Raw genomic sequence first — 22,881 nt, forward strand, 5'->3', positions numbered from 1 at the left:
CACACTCATCATCAACCGCTGAAATAACAACGCGATTATAAGAATTCATCAGTGCCTCCATTACCCGTTAACACTAATTCACCTAAATCAGATAAACGGCGAGCAATAGATAAGATCTCTTTCTGAGCCGCTTCTACATCAGCAACTCGAATCGGTCCCATTGTTTCTAAATCTTCTTGCAGCATTTCACCCGCACGCTTAGACATATTGCTATAGAACTTATCACGCAACATATCATCAGCACCTTTAAGGGCTTTTTGTAATAGCTCTTGAGGTACATCACGTAATAAAATTTGAATACCGCGATCATCAACTTCTATCAAGTTATCAAACACGAACATCAAATCTTGAATTTGGGTAGCAGTCTCTTCATCGTTTTCACGAATTTGATCCATCAACAACCCTTCAACATTATTATCGAGATAGTTCATGATTTCAGCTGCCGCTTTAAGACCACCAATTTTTGCAGCTTGCGCACCCGCTTGGCCAGCGAATTGTTTTTCCATGATATCGTTTAATTCATGTAATGCTGCAGGTTGTACTTCCTCTAAATTAGCAATACGCATCATCAAATCTAACCGTACTCGCTCAGGAAATTGCGATAAAATTTCAGCAGATTGTTCGGGTTCTAAATATGACAAAACAATAGTTTGAATTTGAGGGTGCTCATTAAGGATAATGCTGGCAACTTGACGTGGATCCATCCATTTTAAGGAATCAAGCCCACGTGAACCACTTCCCATCAGTATTTGATCGACCAAGTTATTAGCTTTATCTTCACCTAATGCTGCCACTAATGCATTACGAACAAAATCTTCACTACCCATGCCGATACTGGTGTATTTTTGAATCTCTTCTAAAAATAAACGATGAACGCTAGAGACTTTATCTTGATTTAAGTTTTTCATACTTGCCATTGTTCCGCCGACCCGCTGCACTTGCTTTGGATCGAGGTGACGAATAATACTCGCTGCATCTTGCTCATTGAGACTTAATAATAAAATAGCTGCTTTTTCAGCACCATTAAGGCTTTTAATATCAAATTTATTATCAACTGTTGCTACGTCATTAGCCATCTTCATTCATCCAGCTTTTCACTACTTGCGCGGCAAGATCTGGCTCATTGGCAACCAAGGCACGCACCGCTTTAAGTAAGTCTTCATCTTTATGTAAGTTAGGGAGATCTAAACTACTACTGCTTAACTCAAAACTTTCATGTGGGTCTAAATCACCACCAATTAAGCCTGTGCCATCACTATTACTGCTGTGAGTTAAGATGGGTACACCATTTTCATCTAATAACGTACCGTCAGCCGTTTTATTTGGATATAGCAGCTTATTCATTGCCGGACGCACTAATACTACGATCACCACAATAATCACTAATGCAGCAGCCAACCATCGAATCCAACTACTAAAATTAGGATTTTCCCAAATCGGCATCTCGGCTAACAATTGCTCTTCTGGTAATGCAAACGGCACTGATAAGACTTCTAATAAATCACCTCGAGCTTCTGAAAAACCAATCCCGCCCATTAATAAACGACGAATTTTAATAATTTCAGCTTCAGATATCGGTACTCGCGTAACGGCATCCGTTTTGGGATCAACAATGGTTTTATAGTCAATCGCAACCGACACCGTTTGGCGATCGATCACCCCAGTCTGAGCGCGCTTATGACTGATCGTGGTATCTAATTCATAATTACGGGTTGATTCACGGTGCATACGACCGCTGCCACTACTGCTACCCGCTTGCATATCTTTAATATTTTCAGGAATAGAACTACTGACTGGCGGTTGATTACTTAATGAGCCGGGAATACCAGCAGTCACTTGGCCACCATTGCTATCTTCGCGGGTAAATTCGCTTCGAGTAGCGGCCGTTGCAGGATTGTAGCGTTTATGCGTTTCTTCTAAGGCGGAGAAGTCCATCGCGATATCAACTTGCGAGGTATAATTACCCAAACCTAAAACGGGCATTAAAATCGCATCAATTTTTTCACGTAATGACTGTTCTTGTTTACGCTCTAGTTCATATTCTTTACGTTTAGCACTGGAACTAGGATCTTCGGTGCCAGAACTTAATAAACGCCCATGTTGATCGGTGACAGTAACTCGAGTCGGACGTAAACCAGGAACCGCTGTTGCAACCATATCAACAATCGAATCAACTTCTTGTTGGCCCAGCGCACTGCCTGAAGCTAAGGTTAAAAAAACCGTAGCGGTTGCATCTTGATTATGGCGCACAAATACACTTTGCTTTGGCATTGCCAGCAACACTTGTGCCTTGCGCACTTGGCTAATTTGCTCAATAGCACGGGCTAATTGACGTTCACGACTTAATTTTAAACGTTCATTTTCCAATCGCTGTGAAACACCAAACCCCATATCTTGCAATAAAATGTCATCGCCTTCTGCGGTGCGACTGTTTAAACCACTACGCGTTAAATCTAATTTTATACTGCTGTATTTATCCGCCGGAACACGAATGGTATTGCCATCAAGTTGATAATCAATTTTCTTTTGATCAAAGTGATCCAATATCGGGATCAATTCTTCGGTATCATAGCTACCTAATGGCCGCATTTCTGGCTCTTTTATCCACACCACGACCATCACAATCAACGCCACGCAAATAGCGACTGATAGCACTAAAATTACCTGCCGTAACAGATCAAGATTGCCTAAAATACTGTCGGTACGCGATGCTTTCTTCTCTGCAAGATCGGGATCTTGAGATTCATCGCGCAATACCGGCGAAGTATTATTATTTGCAACCGTAACTTGTTGATTAACAATTTGATCTGACACTATTTATTACTCACACATATAGCAAAATGATGCGCTTACCACATCGACGATAATAACGGTCTTTATACCGGCATATTCATTAATTCTTTGTAGGCTTGAACCATTTTATTACGCACTTGAACCGTCGCTTCAAAAGCCACACTGGATTTATTGCGCGCAATCATTACATCCGATAACGACACGCCGCGATCACCTTGATCAAAACTGGTTGCTAAATCACTTGATTGGCCTTGAAGGGTATTAACCGACTTAATCGCGTCATTGAGTAAATTGCCAAAATCAGCACTCACTTGCTGGCCTGTAGCTGGACGAATAGTGTTCTGTGCTTCTAAACGCATCGTCTGCATTTCAGTCGCTAATCCATTAACTTTCATTGCATAATCTCACTGTTTTATTTACAACTAAAAAGGATTGTTATTGTATATAGTCAATCGGCTTACACTGGCAACTCAATCCCTGCATCACGCATTTTGGCTAACTTATAGCGCAATGTTCGAGGGCTAATTCCTAATTTATCTGCCATGTGTTTACGATTACCTTGGCAAGCAACTAGAGTATCTAAAATAATACTGAATTCTTGCCCCCGTAATTCATTACCCAAACTATCATTAACGGTTGGTGATCCTGCTGAGGTGGCAACTACTGCTGCACTTTCAGACGCTACTGGTACATTGGTTATCTGCAACCAATCAAGCCCTTCAAGTAGAATATGTTGCCCAGTTATCATAAGGTTATCGTGTATGATTAACGCGCGTTGAATCACGTTATCAAGCTCACGCACATTTCCAGGCCATGAATATTGTAATAATTTGTGCTGCGCACAATCACTCATCACAGGTACAGCGATACCTTGCTGACAAGCATGACGCTGGAGAAATAACTGCGCTAACGGCACGATATCGCCCTCACGCTCAGTGAGCGCAGGCCATGTAATTGGAAATACATTTAAGCGGTAATACAAATCTTCACGAAAATGACCTTCTGTAACATAGCTTTTTAAATCACGGTTACTGGTTGCAATAATCCGTACATCCAATTTAATGCTTTTTCGACCACCTAACCGCTCAACTTCACGTTCTTGTAATACTCGTAATAGCTTAGCTTGCAAGTTGATATCCATTTCACTGATTTCATCCAGCAAAATAGTGCCGGCTTGTGCTTGTTCAAATTTACCAGGACAAGCTTGCACAGCCCCTGTAAATGCACCTTTTTCATAACCAAACAACATTGCTTCGAGCATATTCTCTGGAATTGCAGCACAGTTAATCGCGACAAATGGCCCATCACAGCGCAGTGAATGATCATGAATATAACGTGACAACACCTCTTTACCAGAACCACTTGGACCCAATACCATGACACTGGCATCGGTTTTAGCGACTTTTTCTGCCATTGCTAATAAGTGAATACTTTTAGGATCAGCCACGACAGTATCGTTAGGATGGCGTTTAATTGGTGCATAACGACCAACCATATTAAGTAACACTTGCGGTGCAAACGGCTTCGCCATGTAGTCAATCGCGCCATCTTTCATCGCAGCGACTGCATCTTCAATATTGGCGTAAGCTGTCATTAACAGCACTGGTATTTTGGGCCACTGTAATTTAATACTGCGTAATAAAGCTAAACCATCCATACCAGCCATTTGCACATCAGACACTACAATATCAATCGGTTCAGATTTCAGTAGCACTAACGCCTGCTCTGCACTTTCCGCTTCTAGCCATTGATAGCCCGCCAGTGCGAGTGTATCGACTAAAGCTTCACGTAAACCTGCATCATCTTCTACGACTAATACCCGTGTTTGACTCATGTTTTACTCTCCATCGTTAACTTGAACCATTATGCTATTTGGGCTGATGCAACTAACGGTAACTGCAAGGTAAATGTTGCCCCACATCCGAGCTGTGAATTTAATATCAAACGGCCTTTATGGGCTGATACCACCATCTGTACTACCGCTAACCCTAATCCAGTACCTTGTTTTCGAGTGGTAAAAAAGGGCTCTAGCACTTTTTGATGATCCTCTACAGCAATGCCGGGACCATTGTCAGTCACACTAAGTAGTAACACCTGATCCTGTTGCTGGCACCGCACTGCGACGCGACAGCTTTTACCCGCCATTTGAATCGCATTAGTGATCAAATTACAGACTGCACTAGCTAACGCATTTTCATTACCTAGCAACTGTAATGTTTCATCATCGCAGTCAATACTAAAATCAACGTCATTGCTCAGTACTTGGGTTTCTATCATCGCCTCTAAACTGTTGAGTAAACTTTCAACAGTAAATTCACTCACCACTTTATTGTCACCACCTTTAGCAAATAGCAACATATCATTGACTTGTTTTTCAAGATCGTACAATCGATCCACTAGCTTAGTTTGAAACCGTGAGCGAGTCGTTGGGCTTAACCCTGATGAAGCCAAGTTAGCCGCGTACAACAACGCACTGGCAAGGGGTGTCCGTACCTGATGTGCCAATGATGCAACCATCCGCCCTAATGATGATAAACGTTGCATTTCACTTAACCGTGATTGCAACTGCCTCGTTTCAGTTAAATCGGTGATCACTATTAACTGTCCTGCTGCTGAGGCTGAAATGGCTAATTTCACTTTACGACCACTGCGTAGTGATACTTCATGACCATCATCATCTTGTGGAGCAAAGCTACGTTGAATAATCTCTCCCCAACGTTGACCTGTTAATGGCTCACCTAACAGCCGCAATGCCTCTTGATTAGCTTCAGTAATAACACCTTTCTCATCCAACAAAATGACAGCAACGGGCATCACTTTTAATACCTGTTGATAACGTTCTACTTGCTGGTTTAACGCCAATAATGTTGCGGGTGAGTCACTCATGATTAACCTGAAACGAATACAATAACAGTAACCAAATGCAAGTTACATACCACTATTAATACTTAATTATCAATAGGTTAATAATTGCAACCACTCACACGTAGTGTCACTTTTATGACACTAGTAACAATTTAATGAATGCAATTAGCTTCCTTTATCGATAATGATGAATTTATGCTCTCATTTAGCTGTCAAATATTGGTAATAGCTATATTTTGTGATTGTTTATTAAACAACTATTCTCAATATCACATAAAAAAAGCCACCGCCAAATTAATGACAGTGGCTTTTTTATAAAAATGGTCAGGGTGAATTAGCTGTCTTTCGACAAGCCATATTTACGCATTTTTTCAACCAAAGTAGTACGGCGCATACCCAGCATATCAGCAGCACGTGCAACCACACTCGATTGAGCACCCAATGCTTGACGGATCATTTCCACTTCAAGCTCTGCTAACATCTCTTTAAGATTTAACCCTTCTGGCGGTAAACCATTACCTAATGGTGTAATCTCAGTATCTTCCGCGGCAAACATATCAGCCAACGCTTGTTGCTCTTGCTCTTCTATTGAAGTCGTGCTGATTTCTGGTACAAAATCAGGTAAATGCCCATAACGATATTTCACTGGCAGATGATTTACATCTACCATTTCGCCAGGATAAAGAATCGTTAGACGCTCAACTAAATTAGCTAATTCACGAATATTTCCAGGCCAATCATGCAGCATTAACGATGCAATTGCTCGCGGTGTGAAATGAATCCGTTTAGCACCTTCCGCTTCCATACGAGTTAACAGTTCTTGCAATAGCAACGGAATATCTTCAATGCGATCCCTTAGAGCTGGCATATCAATTGGAAATACATTCAAGCGGTAATATAAATCTTCACGGAACAATCTTTCAGCAATCATTTTATCTAGATCGCGATGGGTTGCTGCAACAATACGCACGTTAACTTTAATCGTTTGACTACCGCCAACTCGTTCAAAACTGCGCTCTTGTAATACACGTAACAATTTAACTTGCATCGACATTGGCATATCACCAATCTCGTCTAAAAATAAGGTGCCACCTTCTGCTAACTCAAACCGCCCTTTACGGGTTGAAATAGCCCCAGTAAATGCACCTTTTTCATGACCAAACAATTCACTTTCAAGTAAATCTGGTGGAATAGCACCACAGTTCACTGGTACAAACGGACCCTTACCACGCTCTGAATGGTAATGTACATTACGCGCGACGACTTCTTTGCCTGTACCTGACTCACCTAAAATCAATACACTAGCATCACACGCGGCAACTTGCTCGACTAACCGACGAATATCACTAATGGCTTCACTACGACCCACCATACTTCGAAATAGCATGTTCTTACGCCCTAAAGAAGGCACTTGATGAACTCGTTTACCTAAGTATTCTTGGCAATGACGGAAGGCATCTGCTAATTGGTTATAATGTAGCGGGAGTTTAAGATCGCCAATATAATTAGGCAATTCTGACAACAGCTCATGATGATTAGTTAATGCAACAACAGGAATCTGTGGATATAGTTTAAGCATATCGATAATACCAGTTAACCTTTTGGTATTAGTGATCGTACCTAACAGACAAATACCCCATGGCTGTTCCCATAATGACACGGTAAGATCTTGTGATGACAGCGCACTATGATGTTCACCCATAAAATTAAGGATGACACCTAAATCATGACGTTGCTGTGGATCGTCATCAATAACAAGCGTATTTACTAAACCGAGCATAAGATGGATATTGCCTTTATAAGAGTACACCCTGACTGTATATTCAATGTAGTGAAGGGAACAACAGTCAAGAAGATGGTAGCTACATTGTAATTAATGCGCGCCATAAGGCAAGATTTGACGTATAAAAGCTGTGATACCAATACAAATAACTATGCATTTGAACGGCTTTTATTCCATTTTTAGCCTAAAAACACTAAAAATAACTATTATCGGCAACATTGATGATGGTTGCCGATAATAAATAACCTTTAATTAGTTTCAGTAAGATAGTGATATTCTGTTGGAATTTGATCCCATGCTGATTTTATTTCACGTAGCATACCAATCACATCATCAAGAGGCTGAGTCACATTTTCCGCATTAGCGCGTGAAATCTCGCTACCCATAAAATCATAAAGTGCATCAAGGTTCTTTGCAATATCACCGCCTTCTTCCATTGATAAGCAATCGCGTAGACTTAATACAATATCTAACGCTTTAGTCAAACGCTCACACTTAACCGCTATATTACCCTGTTCCATCGCCGCCTTGCCCTGAATCAGACGTTCTATCGCTCCTGCGTATAACATTTGAATGATACGGTGCGGTGATGCGCTAGCGAGTTGTGCATTCACTGAAACTTGCTTATATGCCTGAAGAGAACCACGCATGTTATTATCCTTTAAATAGCTGGGACGTTATCAATAACCCTGAGATCAATCGTTATTGTCCATGTTGTTGAATATTGCTGTAGAGCGATAATGATTTTTGACTTTTTTTCGAGCGTACTAACTGTGCGCCAATACGATCTTTATGTTGTTGTAATAACCCTTTCATGACTTGCGTACGTGCCACCACATCATCAAAAACAGCCCGCGATAAATTCGGTTGTTTAAGCACTAATTCCACTTGTTGATGACGCAAAGCAACTAAGTTTTCTAATTGCTGCGGAAAATCATCAGGATAATCTTCTGCTAGCAATAATTGCTCGATTTGGTGTTCTAATTGAGTTAGCTGTTGCATTGTTATCCTTAGTCAAATGACAACATTAAGCTCATCATACTACTGAGCTGATTATTCATTTGACCGATGGCTTCATCCATCGCTAAAAACTGTTTATAGGTACGATCTTCATAAGCGACCATACGTTTATTGAGATCTGTCATATCATCGTCTAACGATTTTTGCCGTTCTTTTAATGTGTCTTCTTTAACAGTTAATGAACCGTCAGTTTTATCAGTAAAACCGTCTAATAACTTATCCGCTTTAGCCAGAAAGCCAGTGTCTTCTTGAGCAAAAAATTGGCCGATAACGGCAAAATTGTCACTGATAATGTCATCAAGTTTATCGCTGTCTTCTTCAAGCTCTAACGTACCATCGCGTTGCATCGAGATGCCGAAATCAGACATTTGATAAAGCTTGCCGTTAATATCAATCGGCTCATTAAGTAAGTTACGCATTTGCGTGGTCACTGAACGAGTTAAACTATCGCCATTCAATGCGCCGGCACGATTGGGATCATCAGGATCTTTATCTGCATCAAATCCAGTTAGCTTATCGATGGTACTCATCAAGCTGTTGTAGCTATCAACAAATGATTTAAGTGAATCCTTGGTACTTTTTTCATCACTTTCGATAGTGATTTTTACCGATTTGACGTCGATATCATCAGTTTCAGGATTACTCGTACCTGATGTGCCCGTGAGCTTTTTAAGATCTAACGTTACCCCTTCAATTACATCTTCAAAGGTATTAGTACTACTGCTAACAGTGGTGAAATTATCGATCCTAATCTTTGCATCTTGCGCAGCCTGCATTTGTTCAACTTTTCTTTCTACCTCGGGCATATCTGCGTTGTAAGCTAACGAGGCTAATTGCCCCGTCATGGCCGAGGTATCTATTTCAATAGTATTATTCTCACCAGTTTCAGTGGTTGAAAATACAATTTTAGAGCCACCTTCTTCGCCGGTATTGATTAAAGTTGCGGTAACGCCGGGGTTATCATTAGCGTTATTAATCGCATCAACCACTGACGATAGATCATCATTATCTTCGCCGATATTTAAGGTCATGGATTTATCACCAACCTTAATCACCATCTCACCACTACCTAAAGAGGCTTCCGGATCAGCGCTGAATAACTCTTTGCTCATCAATTTATGTGATTGTGCCATTTGCTGGATGTTGATGTTATACACCCCGTTTTTGGCTGTTGATGTGGCTTTTATCGATAAATAATCACTGTTATCTGAAGTGGCTTTTTGGCCATTAAACGCTTCATCTTTGCCAAATTTTTCTAACATAGATTGCATCGCGCTCACGGATGATTTTACCTGACCGTAAGCGCTAAGGGAGACATTAACCTGTTTTTGTTGCGTTTCAATTCGATCCGCTTTCGGTTTACGTTCAGCAGCCACCAGCTGCTGTGTCATCCCTGCAATATCGAGCCCTGATGCCATTCCGGCAGCACTTAACCCCATAGTTATGTCCTCTACACCGTTTTACTGATAGAGCCCAGTGCATGCTTGGCTAAATTTTTGTTTAACTCTAGCAATTCTTGTGCCGGAACTTGGCGAATCACTTCACCACTGGTTTTATCAACAATTGTGGCAATCTGCTTGCCTGTTTCTTCATCTTGGTGGAAACGTAAACTACGGTTAAATTGCTGTAAAACCATTTCAATCTGCTTAATTCTCTCTTGCTCTGAATGGTCTTGTGGCAAAGATGAATTAAGAGGATCGTCAATGTCAGTTCGATTAAGCGCATTAACCTGTTCTGTTGGCGGCAAATCATTGCCTGTATTAATATCGGTACCAGATTCTGAGGGGACATTTAATGCGGTTGATTGAGTCGCTGATTTGCTATTGGACTCTTGTACTAACGAGTGAGTAAACACGTTATAAGGTAATGAAGTAGGATTGATCGCCATAGCTAGTTCCTTGAGCTTATTATCAGCGATTAAAATATAATAATGCCCTGCTTGATAGTATCAGCAGGGCATAACTGTGCGGCGAATTAACCTAGTAGGCTAAGTGCTGCTTGGGGAATTTGTTTTGCTTGCGCAAGGATAGAAGTACCCGCTTGTTGCAGGATCTGACCTTTGGTCATGTTGATAGTTTCAGAGGCAAAATCAACATCTTTAATACGGCTGTTTGACGCATTTACGTTTTCGTTGATGTTAGCCAAGTTACTCATGGTATGGCTCATGCGGTTTTGGAAAGCACCGATTTCAGCACGCTTCTCATCCACTTGCTCCATCGCTGAATCAAGCACGTCGATTGCGTTTTGTGCACCTTCTTGAGTTGATAGATCTAGGCTTGCTACTGATTCAGTGGTTACTGTGCCAGTTGCAATATCTTTATTTCCAGCGCCAATATCGTACGTTTTAATATCAGTATCAAATTTCGCTTTCGAGAAATCGATATTAAAGGTTGCGGCTTCTTCAGTGACAGCTGCTTCACCAGTTGTGGTTTGTTTGGTACCTTGTGCAACAATAGCTGTACCATCACTATTAGCAGTCTCAGTTCCTACCGTAACTGTACCAGCATTACCAGCTACTACTGTTGCTTGAATATCTAAATCTGCGCCTTTTGTTTGCCCCGAGATGATAATTTCACCGTCATCATTAATAGATGCCTTCATTGTTTTTTCATCAGCATTACTACTCTTTTGAATTTCAGCATTAATGTGAGCAACCATCTTTTGATCTGTATCTTGAGTTGCAGCATCAACAGCAACAGTAACGGTACCAATTGCAAGACTAACTTTACCAGTGATACCTGATAGCTTTTGTTCAGCAACAACTGCATCTTCAGCTTTAACACCTGCAGTTTTTTCTGTTACCGAGACATTACTCACGCCGCCTGCATTATTAATTTTATTTTGGAAATCTTCAGCAGTCATGTCTTGTGTTACAGCAATCTTATGCTCAGCATCACCGAGTTTAAATGCAAACTCTGATGAGCCAGTTGACATACCGCCATCAAAACCAGTCTTAACTGCATCAGCAGCAGTTGCAACACCTGAGTATGAACGACCCACAGCATGCGCAGACACATCCATTAACTCAAGGCTTTGAGTTTCATTTGAATTCGAACCAATTTGGAATGATTTTGAACCAAACGAACCATCAAGTAGGCTCTGACCACCAAAGCTCGTGGTATCAGCAATACGGTTCATTTCGCTTTGCAGATCACCCATTTCTTTCTGCATTGCTTCACGGTCTTTATCTGAGTTTGAACCGTTCGCAGATTGTAGTGCCAGCTCACGCATACGCTCCATGATGGTAGTTGATTCTGACATCGCACCTTCTGCGGTTTGAGCCATTGACACACCATCATTGGCGTTACGCATTGCTACGTTTAGACCATTGGTTTGGTTAGTTAAACGGTTTGAAATTTGCATACCCGCAGCATCATCTTTTGCTGAGTTGATACGCAGACCAGATGATAACTTTTGCATGCTGTCGGCAACACTGCTACTTGCATTGTTAAGGTTACGCTGGGCAGTCATTGCTGTTACGTTGGTATTAATTGTAATAGCCATAAAGGTGACACTCCTTGATATGATCTTTCCCAGACGTGTTGCCGGGTTAAAAAGAGATTTAATTAACTTGTGCTTAAGTTAACGGCACCTTTTGGCGAAGCTTTAGGATTATTTTTAGGATTTTGTATATGAATTTAACAATTGATAAATAGAGGGAATATTTGGCGAGTGGCGAGTGGCGAGTGGCGAGTGGCGAGTGGCGAGTGGCGAGTGGCGAGTGGCGAGTGGCGAGTGGCGAGTGGCGAGTGGCGAGTTTTCAATATCCTCAACTTATAGTCAAGTATCAAAAAATAAATTCTCATTACTTACCACTGCTTTTACTCGTTTCTGCTCTTCCTCGAAACTCGTCCCTGCTCTTCCCTTAAATATAATTAAACAATGACAATTGCTTGGTTTGCCCAAACGCTTGTTGCGAGGCTTGCAGTGCCATCATTTGTTGATTCATATCCATGATTGCTTTGCTGTAGTCAAGATCTTCTAAACCACTTTGAGCCTGATTTAGGGTTAACTCAAAATCAAGATGTTGCTCTAATTGACGATCAACCTGCTGCATGATGGTGCCGACTTCTGAACGTTGTTGGTTCATGTGTACAAAGCCACTATCGAGATCATCAATCACCCGTTGTAAGTTTGCTTCTGCCGCAGGTGATGATGTTGGACGCTCAGCATTATCAATCGCGTCTTGAATCGAATCAAAAATATTGATGGTTTGAGCAGGTTGTAAAGTGATGCTATCGCCACTACTCACCGCCCCAAATTTAAACTCTAAGCTCGGACTCCCTGCAACAGCGGGGTCTTGATAATTTATCCCTTGCTCAGGATCATAAGGCTGCTTATCAGCGACTAAGTTACCACCAACCGTTAAACTGTAATGCATGGTAGTGGTTGTATTACCTGCAGTATCAGTGGTTTCAATATTCTCAAAACTAACACCTATCTCTTCAGCACTGGCAAAATCGGTAGTGGTAGCGGACAGTAAATGTAGTTTAGAATCTTCCGTTAAACCGCCGGCACCATCGCTAAATACTGGTCTAAAATCACCATAGCGATTAGGGATATCAGTGAACAATTGATCACCCGGTAAACTGGTTTTAACATTGACCGATTTATCTATTTGCGCATAACGTGACTGGCTATCACCGTGATAATCCATACTGCCATCACGGGCTTGCATAAATGGTTTGGTATCAACTTGATTACCCGCAAACACGTAATTACCGGCTTCATCACGGCTATTTGCCAATTCAAGTAAACCATCACGCAAACTAATTAATTCGTCTTTAAACGCAGTACGATCATTACTTGCCATCGCCCCATTGATCATTCCCAGCACTTTTTGTTTGGTCGCGCTTAAATTATCTTCAACCCCAGCCACCGCGGTTTCCATAGTTTGCAGACGATTATTAGCCAAAGTGATCGCACTATTGTATTGATCAAGTTGAGTTAACTGCTGGCGATAGTTCTGGATAGTGACCGATGACACTGGATCATCACCGGCGGTTTCAACCCGTTTGCCACTAGAGAGTTGGCTATTAGTTTGATTAAGTTCACCTTGCTTACGCATTAAGTTGGAAGTCAGATTTTGGTATTGGCTTGCGGTTGAGACGCGATTGATCATGACAACTCCTCGTTATACTGCGCGCATTAAAGTATCAAAGGTTTCTTTTGCCACCGACATAATCCGTGATGACGCCATATACGATTGCTGAAATTTCATTAAGTTTGCTGCTTCTTCATCAAGGTTAACCCCTGATAAATTGGATACTCGTTCAGACGCGGAATCAAAATCAAGCTGATTAATCTCACTCGATTTATCGGCATTTTTTTTAAGCATACCAATATCGGTTGCTAAGCCTTCAAATAAATCAATCACACTTGATTTACCCTCTGCCATGGTTTTTTGATGCTGCACTTGCTGCATTGCTAAAAAGTTGCCGTTACCACCTTGGGCACTTTGAGCACCGAGCTCAATTTCAAAACTGTCATTAGCTTGCGCACCAGCCGACAAAGTCATCACTGGTGTTGACGTTGTAGTACCGGTTTTAAAAGCAACAGTGGCACCATTTACGGCTGAATAACTATTATCAGCTAATTCAACCGTAGCATTAGTTTTTAAATCGGTAACCGTGATTTGATCGCCCGCTGCATTCAACTGTAATTGGTAACGGCCAGAAAAATTATCGGGAACCGCCGTCGATACTTTAGCAATGGTTGCCAAGCCAGTATTGGATTCTGTTGCTATCGCCATTAATTGGCTATGTCCAGCAAGTCCACGAGGATCTGTCATGGCGAGCGATATATCAGCAGCGCCACGGCGCAATGGTTGAATCACTGCTGTTTCTGTTTCACCTGCAATTAACGTCGGTGGGGTATTTACGGTAATTTCTAAACCATCAATCTTGGTAGAAAATTTACCATTAGCATTGACGGTCAGCTGAGTTTTATTACCTTGTTGATCAATTAACGTATGCCCAGTAGCCTCACTGACTAATTGATAATCACCGATTTTAAGCTGATTAATATCCTCAATTTTAACGCTAATATCGCTTTGGCTACCAAACGGTTTAAGCGCGCGCTGCGACATAGCATTAGCACTATTAACATCGTTAAACAAATCTTGGCCTTGGTTACCTTCAAGATCAACGCCCTGTTTTTGCAATTGGTTCATTTGAGAAGCAAACCCAATCGCCATCTGTCCGAGTTGATCTAGGCTTTTATCAATAACATCATCACGTACTGTCAGCATCGCGCCTAAGCTACCACCAATGGTGTCACTTTTTATTGGCTTGCTACTATTGCCATTAACTAACGCTATTTGTTTATTGGCAATATCTGGATCACCATCAACGACTTTCAGCTGTGATGCACTCACGCCTGACACTAAAGTATCGCCACTGCCAATAATAACGGTGTGGGCTAAGCTGCCTTTATCCGCCAAGACAGTAACTTGGGTATATTTGGCTAATTCATTAATAAGAGTACGCTGTTGATCAAACAGATCATTACTGCCATCACGGCTAGATTGTTGTTGCAAACTGGTATTTACCGCGGCAAGTTCTTGCCCTAATGCATTCACCCGCTCCAATGACACACTTAATTGTTGGTTAACATCAGTGCGAATATTCGTCAGCATTTCATGTGCATTATTTAAATTAGCCGCCGCTTGATTAGCATGTTCTAACACGGTTTGGCGGCTACCAAGATCATTGGGGGTATCAGCTAGTGAGCGTACGGAATGATAAAAATCATTCATGCTATTAACACTATTGACCGCACTTTTAGAGGTAAAGTCATCCAACATCGTTAAATGTTGCTGTTTAACATTCGCTTCTTCTAACTGAGTCGTTGAAAGTGTGAGTTCGCGGGCAGCAAATTGGTCGTAAGCACGACTGACATTATCAATGTAAGCACCAGTACCATAGTAACTATTGCCATTCCATTGGGCATCATCGGTTTTTTGTTCAACAACTTGACGGCTATAACCAGGAGTGTTGACGTTGGTGATGTTATGGCTTGCCACATCTAATTGTTTTTGAGATGTGCGTAAGCCACTCACACCAATTTGCATCAAATCTAACGCCATTGCCCATTGCTCCCCACTGAAAATTAAACCATTACCTACAACGTGTTGCGATAACGCTGCAGCTAACAAGCAAGAAATGAACCACTTTTAAATAAATCCCTTCGTAACATCCGTGTTTAAATAAATACTGTTAATTGGCATTTATTTACTTATACTTTTGGCGGTGCTGCCGATATAGGTAAACTAACGGCAAAACCAAATACCTAACAAAGGATCGAGTTAATGAATATTTTACTTTCAGGATTAATTGGTTACGCGATAAAAGAAGTAGTAGTACCGCTCATTACTGACAGTGTCGATGATAAACAACAGCCACAGCAAGTATCTGATAAGGAAGTAGAAGGTGCGTTATTTGAGAGTAATGACCTAATTAAAATGGTCTCGAGTTTAATTGATATTGTTGTGTAATATAATTGCTGTTTACTGCTGCTTTAACTCTGCTATTGTTGTACTTCTTTGATCACAATAAACCCTGATTACAATAAGCTCCGCACTTTTTTCATTACCGCTAATACTTTGTTGCTGTAATTAGGATCGGTGGCATAACCTGCTTGATGAATTTCACGAATAAATTGCTGCGGCTGGTTACTATGAGTCAGTGCTTTTGAATAACGTGGATTGTGCTGCAAAAAATTCACAAAATCATCAAAACTGTGCTGATAAGAATCATAAGAACGAAATGCGGCCTGCTCTTGAACGGCAATCCCATCATGAAATTCCAATGTTTTTGTGGCAACTTTTTGCCCTTGCCAACGTGGATCCGCTTTTATATTAAATAAATTATTGCTTGAACCAAGGGTATTGCTAATCACTTTTTTTCCCCAGCCCGTTTCTAATGCCGCTTGAGCAATCAATAATGCAGGATCAGTACCTAATGCTCGCGCTGCTTGTTGGGCGTAAGGTTTCATATGACTAACGAATGCTTCTGCCGAGGCAAAACTTGTCGGCTGCAATTGCTTGGTTGGTAATGTTTCAGCTGCGGCAACAGGAGCGACTTTGTCGAGTAATGGTGGGGCTGATAAAGGTGCTGATGATTGGGATTTCATTATTGTTGGTAAAGCGACTGGATCGGCATTTATCGCCCTAATTGAAAACGGTTGTGATGGCTGCTGCGGATATAAATCGGTCGTCGGCTGATGCTGACTCAGATCTTGTGGCTCGCCCCCAAGTTGTTTAACTATCATATCCGCTAGCCCCAAACTGCCAGTAGTACTGAGTTGGGATGATATTTGTTCATCATGCATTTGCTGATAGAATTTACTGTTATTACTGCTCATTAAATCAGATTCAAACGCACTATTGGCTTCACGCATCGATTTAAATAACATCTGTGTGAAAATAGATTCAAACTGAGTTGCCGCTTCACGCAAAGAGCCTTGTTTATCCTCACTAATCCCTGCACGTAAGCGATCTAGATTACTTAAATCATGAATAAAACCTGGCTCTATTTGCTTCATTGCAATTTTCTCAAATATTAATTAGTTGATCACATTAAAAAGCATGATTCCCTACCATCCTCACAGGTACTCAGTGCAGGGAATGACGATGCCGCTTTAGATAATAATTAACTGACCTTCAATCGCACCAGCTTGTTTTAATGCCTGTAAAATTGCCATTAAATCTGATGGCGCAGCACCAACTTGATTAACTGCTCGCACTAATTCATCCAAGGTTACTCCCGGCTCAAATTTAAACATACGAGCATCAGATTCATTAATCGTAATTTGAGAATTAGGTACCACCACGGTCTCACCACCAGCAAGCGCATTGGGCTGACTAACTTGGGCATTTTCTTTAATTGAAACGGTCATACCACCATGGGTTATTGCAGCAGGCCGTAATTTGACATGCTGACCGATAACAATAGTACCAGTACGTGAATTAACAATGATTTTGGCTGAACCTTCGGCTGGATCAAACTCTAAATTTTCCACCGTTGATAAGAATGCCACCCGCTGACTCACATCTCGCGGAGCACGTACTCTAATCGAAGTTGCATCTACCGCTGATGCCATTTGTGGGCCTAAAAACTGGTTAATCGCATCTGACATTCGTTGCGCAGTAGTAAAATCAGATTCGTATAAATTAAAGGTTAAATAATCACCGCGTCCAAATGGATTTGAGACTTCTTGTTCTACCATCGCACCATTACTAATACGACCCACAGTCGGCGTATTACCGACCACTTTAGAACCATCTGCGCCTTCTGCACTAAAACCACCAACGACTAAACTGCCTTGCGCAATGGCATACACTTTACCGTCAAGACCTTTTAAAAATGTTTGTAATAAAGTACCGCCACGTAAACTTTTCGCAGAACCAATCGAAGATACGGTGATATCAATTGTCTGTCCTTGCTTAGTAAACGCTGGCAAAGTTGCATTAACAGCAACTGCGGCAACATTTTTCGTTTTTGGTTTAGTGCCAACTGGAAGTTGAATCCCAAAATTTTGCAACATGGCGTTAAAGGTTTGTTCGGTAAACGGGGTGGTTTCCCCTGTCCCTGGTAAACCAACCACCAACCCATAACCAACCAATTGGTTACTACGCACGCCTGCAACAGCCGCGACATCTTTAATGCGTGCCGCCTGAGCGGTTGAGGTAAATAAAGCCAATGCTAAAATACATATTGTCGAAAATTTCAAGCGACTCTCCGATACAGGTTAAAGCTATAAATCAAGTTAAAAGGCAATATTAAAAGGCAACGTTAAAAAACCGCGACAGCCAATTTTGCTGCTGAATATCTTGACGATCGCCAGTACCTGAATATTGAATTCGAGCATTGGAAATACGGGTTGAAGCAATAGTATTATCTTGATCGATATCATCAGGGCGAATATTGCCGCTGACTCGAATATATTCTTCACCAGTATTGAGCATTAGCCACTTCTCGCCACGGATCACTAAATTGCCATTACTGAGCACATCAACAACTTCTACCGAAATAGAGCCTTTAATACTGTTACTTTGATCTGCCGAGGTAGAGCCAGCAAAAGTATTATTATTCGCCATGGCATAAGACAACGTGAAATCATGCAAAGTGACTGGCTTACCACCAAGATCAATCGGCTTCATATTAAGATCGGTTTTTTTATCCAGATCAGAACTAGCACTTTTCTTAGCGGCCGTTTTTTCTTCCAGTAGGATCGTCACAATATCGCCAATACCACGCGGCTTAGTATCATCATATAAATCTTGCGCTTGAGCTTGATTAAATAACGATCCTGTTGCAGTTGCATAATGTTCAGGTTTTTCTTGAGGACGAACTGGATTCCACGCAGGATCATTCATTTGGGCATCATCACGCGAGCGCAAACGGTCAATTAAACTTTTAGATTGAGTTTGCTTACCTTCAACGGCATCAACATTGGTGGTGGCTTTTTCAATATCACTACCAACAGTATCTGGCGTTGACATGCAACCGCTTAAACCACAAATAAGCGCAATAAATCCCCAGCGACAATAACGATTTTGGTGTGTTTTCACAGCGATTCCCTAGTAAATAAACTTATAACTGCTGATTAACATAACTCAGCATTTGGTCAACGGTTGAAATCACTTTCGAGTTCATTTCATATACTCGCTGTGCTTCAATCATATTTACTAGCTCTTCGGTCACATTAACATTTGAAGTTTCAAGCATTGATTGACGAATAGAACCAAAACCTTCTAAGCCAGGCGTACCCTCTTGAGGATCACCACTAGCACCCGTTGGTAAGTACAAGTTCTGTCCAATCGGTTCCATACCTGCTGGGTTAATAAAATCAACTGTCGTTAACTGGCCGAGCGCTTCATTTTCTTGTTGATCGCGAATACGCGCGGAGACTTCACCATCAGTACCAACAGTAATACCCACCGCATTATCAGGCACGACAATTTCAGGCTGAACCGGATAACCACTGCCACTAGTCACTAAGATACCTTGATCATTAATAGTAAACTGACCGTTACGGGTATATCCAATATTGCCATCGGGCAGTAACACTTGAAAAAAACCGTCGCCTTCAATCATCATGTCCATGGCGTTGTTAGTCGTTTGAGTATTACCTTGAGTAAATACTTTTTGGGTAGCAACCACTTTGGCACCAGCTCCCAACATTAACCCACTCGGCAAGGTGGTATCTTGGGTTGATTTCCCCCCCGGCTGATTAATGTTTTGGTAGAACAAATCTTCGAAAACAGCACGACTTTTCTTAAAACCAATGGTCGAGGCGTTAGCTAAGTTATTAGAAATTGTTGAGATATTAGTTTGTTGGGCATCTAAACCCGTTTTGCTGACCCACAATGCTGGATGCATGATACTTGTCCTTTAGTAATTAGCTGATACGCATCAGTGAAGAGGAGGATTTATCCATTTCTTCCGCTGTTTTCATTAACTTCACTTGCATTTCAAAATGCCGTTGTAAATCGATCATGCTGGTCATTTCAGCCACGGCATTAACATTACTGCCTTCAAGCATACCTTTGGCTAAGCTGACACTGGCATCAGCATCCAACGGTTGTCGATCACCAATCACTTTAAATAAACCATCGGTATCTTTAAATAAGCTCCGATTGTCAGGTTTAACTAGCTTGATACGATCAATCGTTACCATTGCATCTGGCGGTGCGCCTTTAGGTAATACCGACACCGTACCATCTTTACTGATTTCAATTTTATTGATTGGCAGAGGAATAAAAATAGGACTGTCGCTTTGCCCAAGGACTAGCTGACCATTGGTATTTTGAAGCATTCCCATTTGATCAACTTTAAGATGACCGGCACGGGTATAGCCTTCTTGACCACTTGCATCTTGAACGGTTAGCCAACCATCACCTTGAACGGCAACATCAAGCTCACGACCAGTATTGATCACTGAGCCTTGAGCAAAATCATTACCGGTACGTTCAGCCATAGTAAACACACGACTCGGAACACCTTCACCAAATACCTGCATACTGCGTGCTTGCTGTAAATCAGCACGAAAACCAGTGGTACTGACATTGGCAAGGTTATTGGCATGAACTCGCATACCTTGCATATCTTGTTTTGCCCCGCTCATGGCGAGAAACAGCGCCCGATCCATTTTTTTGACACTCCTCTGTTCGTTAGCTGTTTTAAAGCAAAAATTACGCCAAGATGTGAGGAGAGAATAATGACGAGTAAGAAATGAGAACTTAAGAAGGAAAAAAACGCCACCAGCATAGGTGGCGTTAGAAGATCACAATACTAATTTAACGGATTTGAAGAATATTTTGTTGAAGCTGGTTATTAACATCCAATGCCCGCGAGCTCGCTTGGAAGTTACGCTGCGCACTAATCAGATCCACTAGCTCTTGGGTCATATCAATGTTTGATTGCTCTAAAGTACCACTTTTAATAGCGCCAAATGACCCTTGAGAAGCATCGCCCCAAATAACTTCACCTGACTCTTGAGTCGAGTTCCATAGCGAACCACCAAGCTGAGTTAGCCCTTGCTCATTGGCAACTCGTGCCATCGCAATTCGACCCACAACCAAATCTTTACCATTAGAATACGATGCCAAGATATTACCATCAGGATCGATATCAACTTTTGATAAGTACCCAGTAGATGCGCCATCAACATCTTGAAATTTACGCACTTCAAACGCTGATGCGTATTGAGTCAAATCATCGTAATTCATGGCTATAGCTTGCGTTGCATCGGCGCCACCAACCTCAATCCCAGCATTAGCAAAAGTTTCCATTTGAATATTTAATGGTGTTGTTTGTAATGGTTGTCCATTGGCATCAAACTTCAAGACGTAACCCATGTGTCCATTGCTACCAGCAGCTGAATTTGGATTAGGCGCAACTCCCGGCACTTGTGCATCTAATGCTTTTTCAGTGCCATTATTATCCGTAACTGTTTGAAAAACGTCCCACGTATTCGCATTAGTTACAGCAGGAGCAACAGCATTAGGATCGTACTTTGCCACATAGTAAGTGGTCATTTTATAGGGTTTACCCAATGAGTCATAAATAGTCGAGGATGTTGAACGACTAAATGAATCAGCATTATTAAAGTCAAACGGCTGAGTTTTCGGTACCGTCTCTTTATTGGGTAAGTTAACCGATACTGTAATATTTTTAGATGCTGTTGGTTGCCCAAAAATATCATCAATTTTCAGTGCCTTTGCTTCATAAGAAGCGACAGTATTGGTATCTTTATTAACGGGATAACCTAATAAGAACTTACCTTCAGAGTTAACTAATTCATTTTCATTGTTTAATTGAAATGCACCATTACGGGTTAAATTGCTATTTGCTGCTTCATTTTTATTATCTGCAACGGCAAAAAAACCCGAACCAGAAACCCGTAAATCTAATGGGTTATTGGTATAAATGCTTGAGCCTTCATGAAACTGTTGTGCAACTGTCGATGTTTGTACACCGCCACCAGTGGTGGTTTTTGCATTTGAAAAAATTGAATTAGAGTACACATCACCAAACTCAGCTCGAGACTCTTTAAAGCCAAATGTATTGGCATTGGCAATGTTATTACTGGTGGTGTTTAAATCTTTTTGCGCAGCACCCAAGCCACTTAAAGCAATATTCATACTCATAAATTCAATTATCCTTGTTGTGTACTAAGTGGTGTCGCAGATTGTGCACTTTTACCAATTTGTAATACATCTGCTAAGTTGACTGGTTTTGTCACCCCAGCAAGGTTTAACATCACCTTACCGTCCCCATTACCAAGCAATACACTATTAACATTGGCATGCGTTAACACTTCAAATTGCTGACTTTCACCGCCGACAGCACCAGACACTGAAAAATTATATTTACCTTGTGGCATCAGGTTGCCAGCATCATCTTTACCGTCCCAAACAAACGGGTGTTCTCCCGCTGACTTAGCACCTAAAGTGACCGTTTTCACTAATACCCCTTGTTCATTTTCAACGCGTAAAATCGCGTTATCAACCCCTTGCTGCATTCGCACCATGCCAGCCATCTCACCATCATGGCTTTTCAATGCAGATACATTAGGAATCAACACATCCTGCCCAACCAAGGATGAGGCTTGTAAGGCTTGATTTGATGTCATTGCACTATTGAGTGAGCCAAATTGCTCATTCATTTTATTAATACCGTCAACGGTAGCAAAAGAGGCCATTTGAGCGATCATCTGATCGTTACCCACGGGTTTAAACGGATCTTGCTGGGCTAATTGTTTGGTTAGCAAAGATAAAAAATCATCTTGTTTTAGTTGATTCGTCCCCGTGGTTGGCTGCTCTTGCGCGACTTTTTTGTCTTGCATGCCTTTTAGCTGGTCAAGATAAGAAAGAGATTGCCCAGTGCCATTAATTGTTGTCATAAAGCGAACTC

At 41.4% G+C, this 22,881-nt stretch carries 21 protein-coding genes; 1 reads left to right on the forward strand and 20 read right to left on the reverse strand.

Going from position 1 to position 22,881, the window contains the following annotated elements; genetic code table 11:
• Window positions 1-35 precede the first annotated feature (35 nt).
• The 13 genes from fliG to flgK form a co-directional block, all read right to left on the reverse strand.
• Entirely contained in the window at window positions 36-1,076 is a 1,041-nt protein-coding gene (gene fliG, locus PPBDW_RS11710; protein WP_036795670.1) for a flagellar motor switch protein FliG, read from the reverse strand.
• Window positions 1,069-2,814, reverse strand: coding sequence for a flagellar basal-body MS-ring/collar protein FliF (gene fliF / locus PPBDW_RS11715; protein WP_036795671.1), 1,746 nt, complete (start codon window positions 2,812-2,814; stop codon window positions 1,069-1,071). Before fliF ends, fliG begins: the two co-directional genes overlap by 8 nt.
• 62 nt (window positions 2,815-2,876) lie before the next feature.
• The gene (gene fliE / locus PPBDW_RS11720; protein WP_036795672.1) at window positions 2,877-3,188 is read right to left on the reverse strand and encodes a flagellar hook-basal body complex protein FliE; all 312 of its coding nucleotides are present in this window, start codon (window positions 3,186-3,188) and stop codon (window positions 2,877-2,879) included.
• A gap of 62 nt (window positions 3,189-3,250) precedes the next feature.
• Window positions 3,251-4,627: a sigma-54-dependent transcriptional regulator gene (locus PPBDW_RS11725; protein ID WP_036795673.1), complete on the reverse strand. Its 1,377-nt coding sequence runs from the start codon at window positions 4,625-4,627 to the stop codon at window positions 3,251-3,253.
• Window positions 4,628-4,656: 29 nt separating this feature from the next.
• Window positions 4,657-5,679 (reverse strand): sensor histidine kinase, encoded by a 1,023-nt coding sequence (locus tag PPBDW_RS11730; RefSeq protein ID WP_036795675.1) that lies wholly within the window; start codon window positions 5,677-5,679, stop codon window positions 4,657-4,659.
• Between the two features lie 313 nt (window positions 5,680-5,992).
• Window positions 5,993-7,438, reverse strand: a complete 1,446-nt coding sequence (locus PPBDW_RS11735; RefSeq protein ID WP_036795677.1) for a sigma-54 dependent transcriptional regulator — start codon at window positions 7,436-7,438, stop codon at window positions 5,993-5,995.
• 251 nt (window positions 7,439-7,689) lie between these two features.
• Window positions 7,690-8,091, reverse strand: coding sequence for a flagellar export chaperone FliS (gene fliS / locus PPBDW_RS11740; protein WP_036795678.1), 402 nt, complete (start codon window positions 8,089-8,091; stop codon window positions 7,690-7,692).
• Between the two features lie 52 nt (window positions 8,092-8,143).
• Window positions 8,144-8,443: a hypothetical protein gene (locus PPBDW_RS11745; protein WP_036795679.1), complete on the reverse strand. Its 300-nt coding sequence runs from the start codon at window positions 8,441-8,443 to the stop codon at window positions 8,144-8,146.
• An 8-nt stretch (window positions 8,444-8,451) separates the two neighbouring features.
• Entirely contained in the window at window positions 8,452-9,900 is a 1,449-nt protein-coding gene (fliD, locus tag PPBDW_RS11750) for a flagellar filament capping protein FliD (RefSeq protein WP_036795680.1), read from the reverse strand.
• Window positions 9,901-9,911: 11 nt separating this feature from the next.
• Entirely contained in the window at window positions 9,912-10,349 is a 438-nt protein-coding gene (locus PPBDW_RS11755) for a flagellar protein FlaG (RefSeq protein WP_036795681.1), read from the reverse strand.
• Between the two features lie 86 nt (window positions 10,350-10,435).
• The gene (locus PPBDW_RS11760) at window positions 10,436-11,965 is read right to left on the reverse strand and encodes a flagellin (protein WP_036795683.1); all 1,530 of its coding nucleotides are present in this window, start codon (window positions 11,963-11,965) and stop codon (window positions 10,436-10,438) included.
• Between the two features lie 361 nt (window positions 11,966-12,326).
• On the reverse strand, window positions 12,327-13,583 hold the full coding sequence (flgL, locus tag PPBDW_RS11765; RefSeq protein WP_036795685.1) for a flagellar hook-associated protein FlgL: 1,257 nt from the start codon (window positions 13,581-13,583) through the stop codon (window positions 12,327-12,329).
• A 12-nt stretch (window positions 13,584-13,595) separates the two neighbouring features.
• Window positions 13,596-15,617, reverse strand: coding sequence for a flagellar hook-associated protein FlgK (flgK, locus tag PPBDW_RS11770; protein WP_243423012.1), 2,022 nt, complete (start codon window positions 15,615-15,617; stop codon window positions 13,596-13,598).
• 153 nt (window positions 15,618-15,770) lie between these two features.
• On the opposite strand from flgK, the gene PPBDW_RS11775 reads away from it, so the two are divergent.
• Window positions 15,771-15,956: a hypothetical protein gene (locus PPBDW_RS11775; RefSeq protein WP_036795686.1), complete on the forward strand. Its 186-nt coding sequence runs from the start codon at window positions 15,771-15,773 to the stop codon at window positions 15,954-15,956.
• A gap of 68 nt (window positions 15,957-16,024) precedes the next feature.
• On the opposite strand, the gene flgJ is transcribed toward PPBDW_RS11775, so the two are convergent.
• From flgJ to PPBDW_RS11810, 7 genes are all read right to left on the reverse strand, one after another.
• Window positions 16,025-17,005 carry a flagellar assembly peptidoglycan hydrolase FlgJ gene (gene flgJ, locus PPBDW_RS11780; protein ID WP_036795687.1) on the reverse strand — a complete coding sequence of 327 codons (981 nt, stop codon included), beginning with the start codon at window positions 17,003-17,005 and terminating at the stop codon, window positions 16,025-16,027.
• A 96-nt stretch (window positions 17,006-17,101) separates the two neighbouring features.
• Window positions 17,102-18,193 (reverse strand): flagellar basal body P-ring protein FlgI, encoded by a 1,092-nt coding sequence (locus tag PPBDW_RS11785; RefSeq protein WP_036795688.1) that lies wholly within the window; start codon window positions 18,191-18,193, stop codon window positions 17,102-17,104.
• A gap of 49 nt (window positions 18,194-18,242) precedes the next feature.
• The gene (locus PPBDW_RS11790; RefSeq protein ID WP_045044573.1) at window positions 18,243-18,965 is read right to left on the reverse strand and encodes a flagellar basal body L-ring protein FlgH; all 723 of its coding nucleotides are present in this window, start codon (window positions 18,963-18,965) and stop codon (window positions 18,243-18,245) included.
• 91 nt (window positions 18,966-19,056) lie between these two features.
• Window positions 19,057-19,845, reverse strand: coding sequence for a flagellar basal-body rod protein FlgG (gene flgG, locus PPBDW_RS11795; protein ID WP_036795690.1), 789 nt, complete (start codon window positions 19,843-19,845; stop codon window positions 19,057-19,059).
• Window positions 19,846-19,864: 19 nt separating this feature from the next.
• Window positions 19,865-20,614 (reverse strand): flagellar basal-body rod protein FlgF, encoded by a 750-nt coding sequence (gene flgF / locus PPBDW_RS11800; RefSeq protein ID WP_036795691.1) that lies wholly within the window; start codon window positions 20,612-20,614, stop codon window positions 19,865-19,867.
• 148 nt (window positions 20,615-20,762) lie between these two features.
• Window positions 20,763-22,115 carry a flagellar hook protein FlgE gene (gene flgE / locus PPBDW_RS11805; RefSeq protein ID WP_036795692.1) on the reverse strand — a complete coding sequence of 451 codons (1,353 nt, stop codon included), beginning with the start codon at window positions 22,113-22,115 and terminating at the stop codon, window positions 20,763-20,765.
• A gap of 8 nt (window positions 22,116-22,123) precedes the next feature.
• Window positions 22,124-22,870 carry a flagellar hook assembly protein FlgD gene (locus PPBDW_RS11810; RefSeq protein ID WP_036795694.1) on the reverse strand — a complete coding sequence of 249 codons (747 nt, stop codon included), beginning with the start codon at window positions 22,868-22,870 and terminating at the stop codon, window positions 22,124-22,126.
• Window positions 22,871-22,881 lie beyond the last annotated feature (11 nt).

The organism is Photobacterium kishitanii, from assembly GCF_000613045.3.
GTDB lineage: Bacteria > Pseudomonadota > Gammaproteobacteria > Enterobacterales > Vibrionaceae > Photobacterium > Photobacterium kishitanii.

Bases quoted from the DNA above. Each gene is read 5' to 3' on its own strand.
- fliG (WP_036795670.1), bottom strand. From the start codon at position 1,076: ATGGCTAATGACGTAGCAACAGTTGATAATAAATTTGATATTAAAAGC.
- fliE (WP_036795672.1), bottom strand. From the start codon at position 3,188: ATGAAAGTTAATGGATTAGCGACTGAAATGCAGACGATGCGTTTAGAA.
- PPBDW_RS11725 (WP_036795673.1), bottom strand. From the start codon at position 4,627: ATGAGTCAAACACGGGTATTAGTCGTAGAAGATGATGCAGGTTTACGT.
- PPBDW_RS11730 (WP_036795675.1), bottom strand. From the start codon at position 5,679: ATGAGTGACTCACCCGCAACATTATTGGCGTTAAACCAGCAAGTAGAA.
- PPBDW_RS11735 (WP_036795677.1), bottom strand. From the start codon at position 7,438: ATGCTCGGTTTAGTAAATACGCTTGTTATTGATGACGATCCACAGCAA.
- fliS (WP_036795678.1), bottom strand. From the start codon at position 8,091: ATGCGTGGTTCTCTTCAGGCATATAAGCAAGTTTCAGTGAATGCACAA.
- PPBDW_RS11745 (WP_036795679.1), bottom strand. From the start codon at position 8,443: ATGCAACAGCTAACTCAATTAGAACACCAAATCGAGCAATTATTGCTA.
- fliD (WP_036795680.1), bottom strand. From the start codon at position 9,900: ATGGGGTTAAGTGCTGCCGGAATGGCATCAGGGCTCGATATTGCAGGG.
- PPBDW_RS11755 (WP_036795681.1), bottom strand. From the start codon at position 10,349: ATGGCGATCAATCCTACTTCATTACCTTATAACGTGTTTACTCACTCG.
- PPBDW_RS11760 (WP_036795683.1), bottom strand. From the start codon at position 11,965: ATGGCTATTACAATTAATACCAACGTAACAGCAATGACTGCCCAGCGT.
- flgL (WP_036795685.1), bottom strand. From the start codon at position 13,583: ATGATCAATCGCGTCTCAACCGCAAGCCAATACCAAAATCTGACTTCC.
- PPBDW_RS11775 (WP_036795686.1), top strand. From the start codon at position 15,771: ATGAATATTTTACTTTCAGGATTAATTGGTTACGCGATAAAAGAAGTA.
- flgJ (WP_036795687.1), bottom strand. From the start codon at position 17,005: ATGAAGCAAATAGAGCCAGGTTTTATTCATGATTTAAGTAATCTAGAT.
- PPBDW_RS11790 (WP_045044573.1), bottom strand. From the start codon at position 18,965: ATGTCAACGCCAGATACTGTTGGTAGTGATATTGAAAAAGCCACCACC.
- flgG (WP_036795690.1), bottom strand. From the start codon at position 19,845: ATGCATCCAGCATTGTGGGTCAGCAAAACGGGTTTAGATGCCCAACAA.
- flgF (WP_036795691.1), bottom strand. From the start codon at position 20,614: ATGGATCGGGCGCTGTTTCTCGCCATGAGCGGGGCAAAACAAGATATG.
- flgE (WP_036795692.1), bottom strand. From the start codon at position 22,115: ATGAGTATGAATATTGCTTTAAGTGGCTTGGGTGCTGCGCAAAAAGAT.
- PPBDW_RS11810 (WP_036795694.1), bottom strand. From the start codon at position 22,870: ATGACAACAATTAATGGCACTGGGCAATCTCTTTCTTATCTTGACCAG.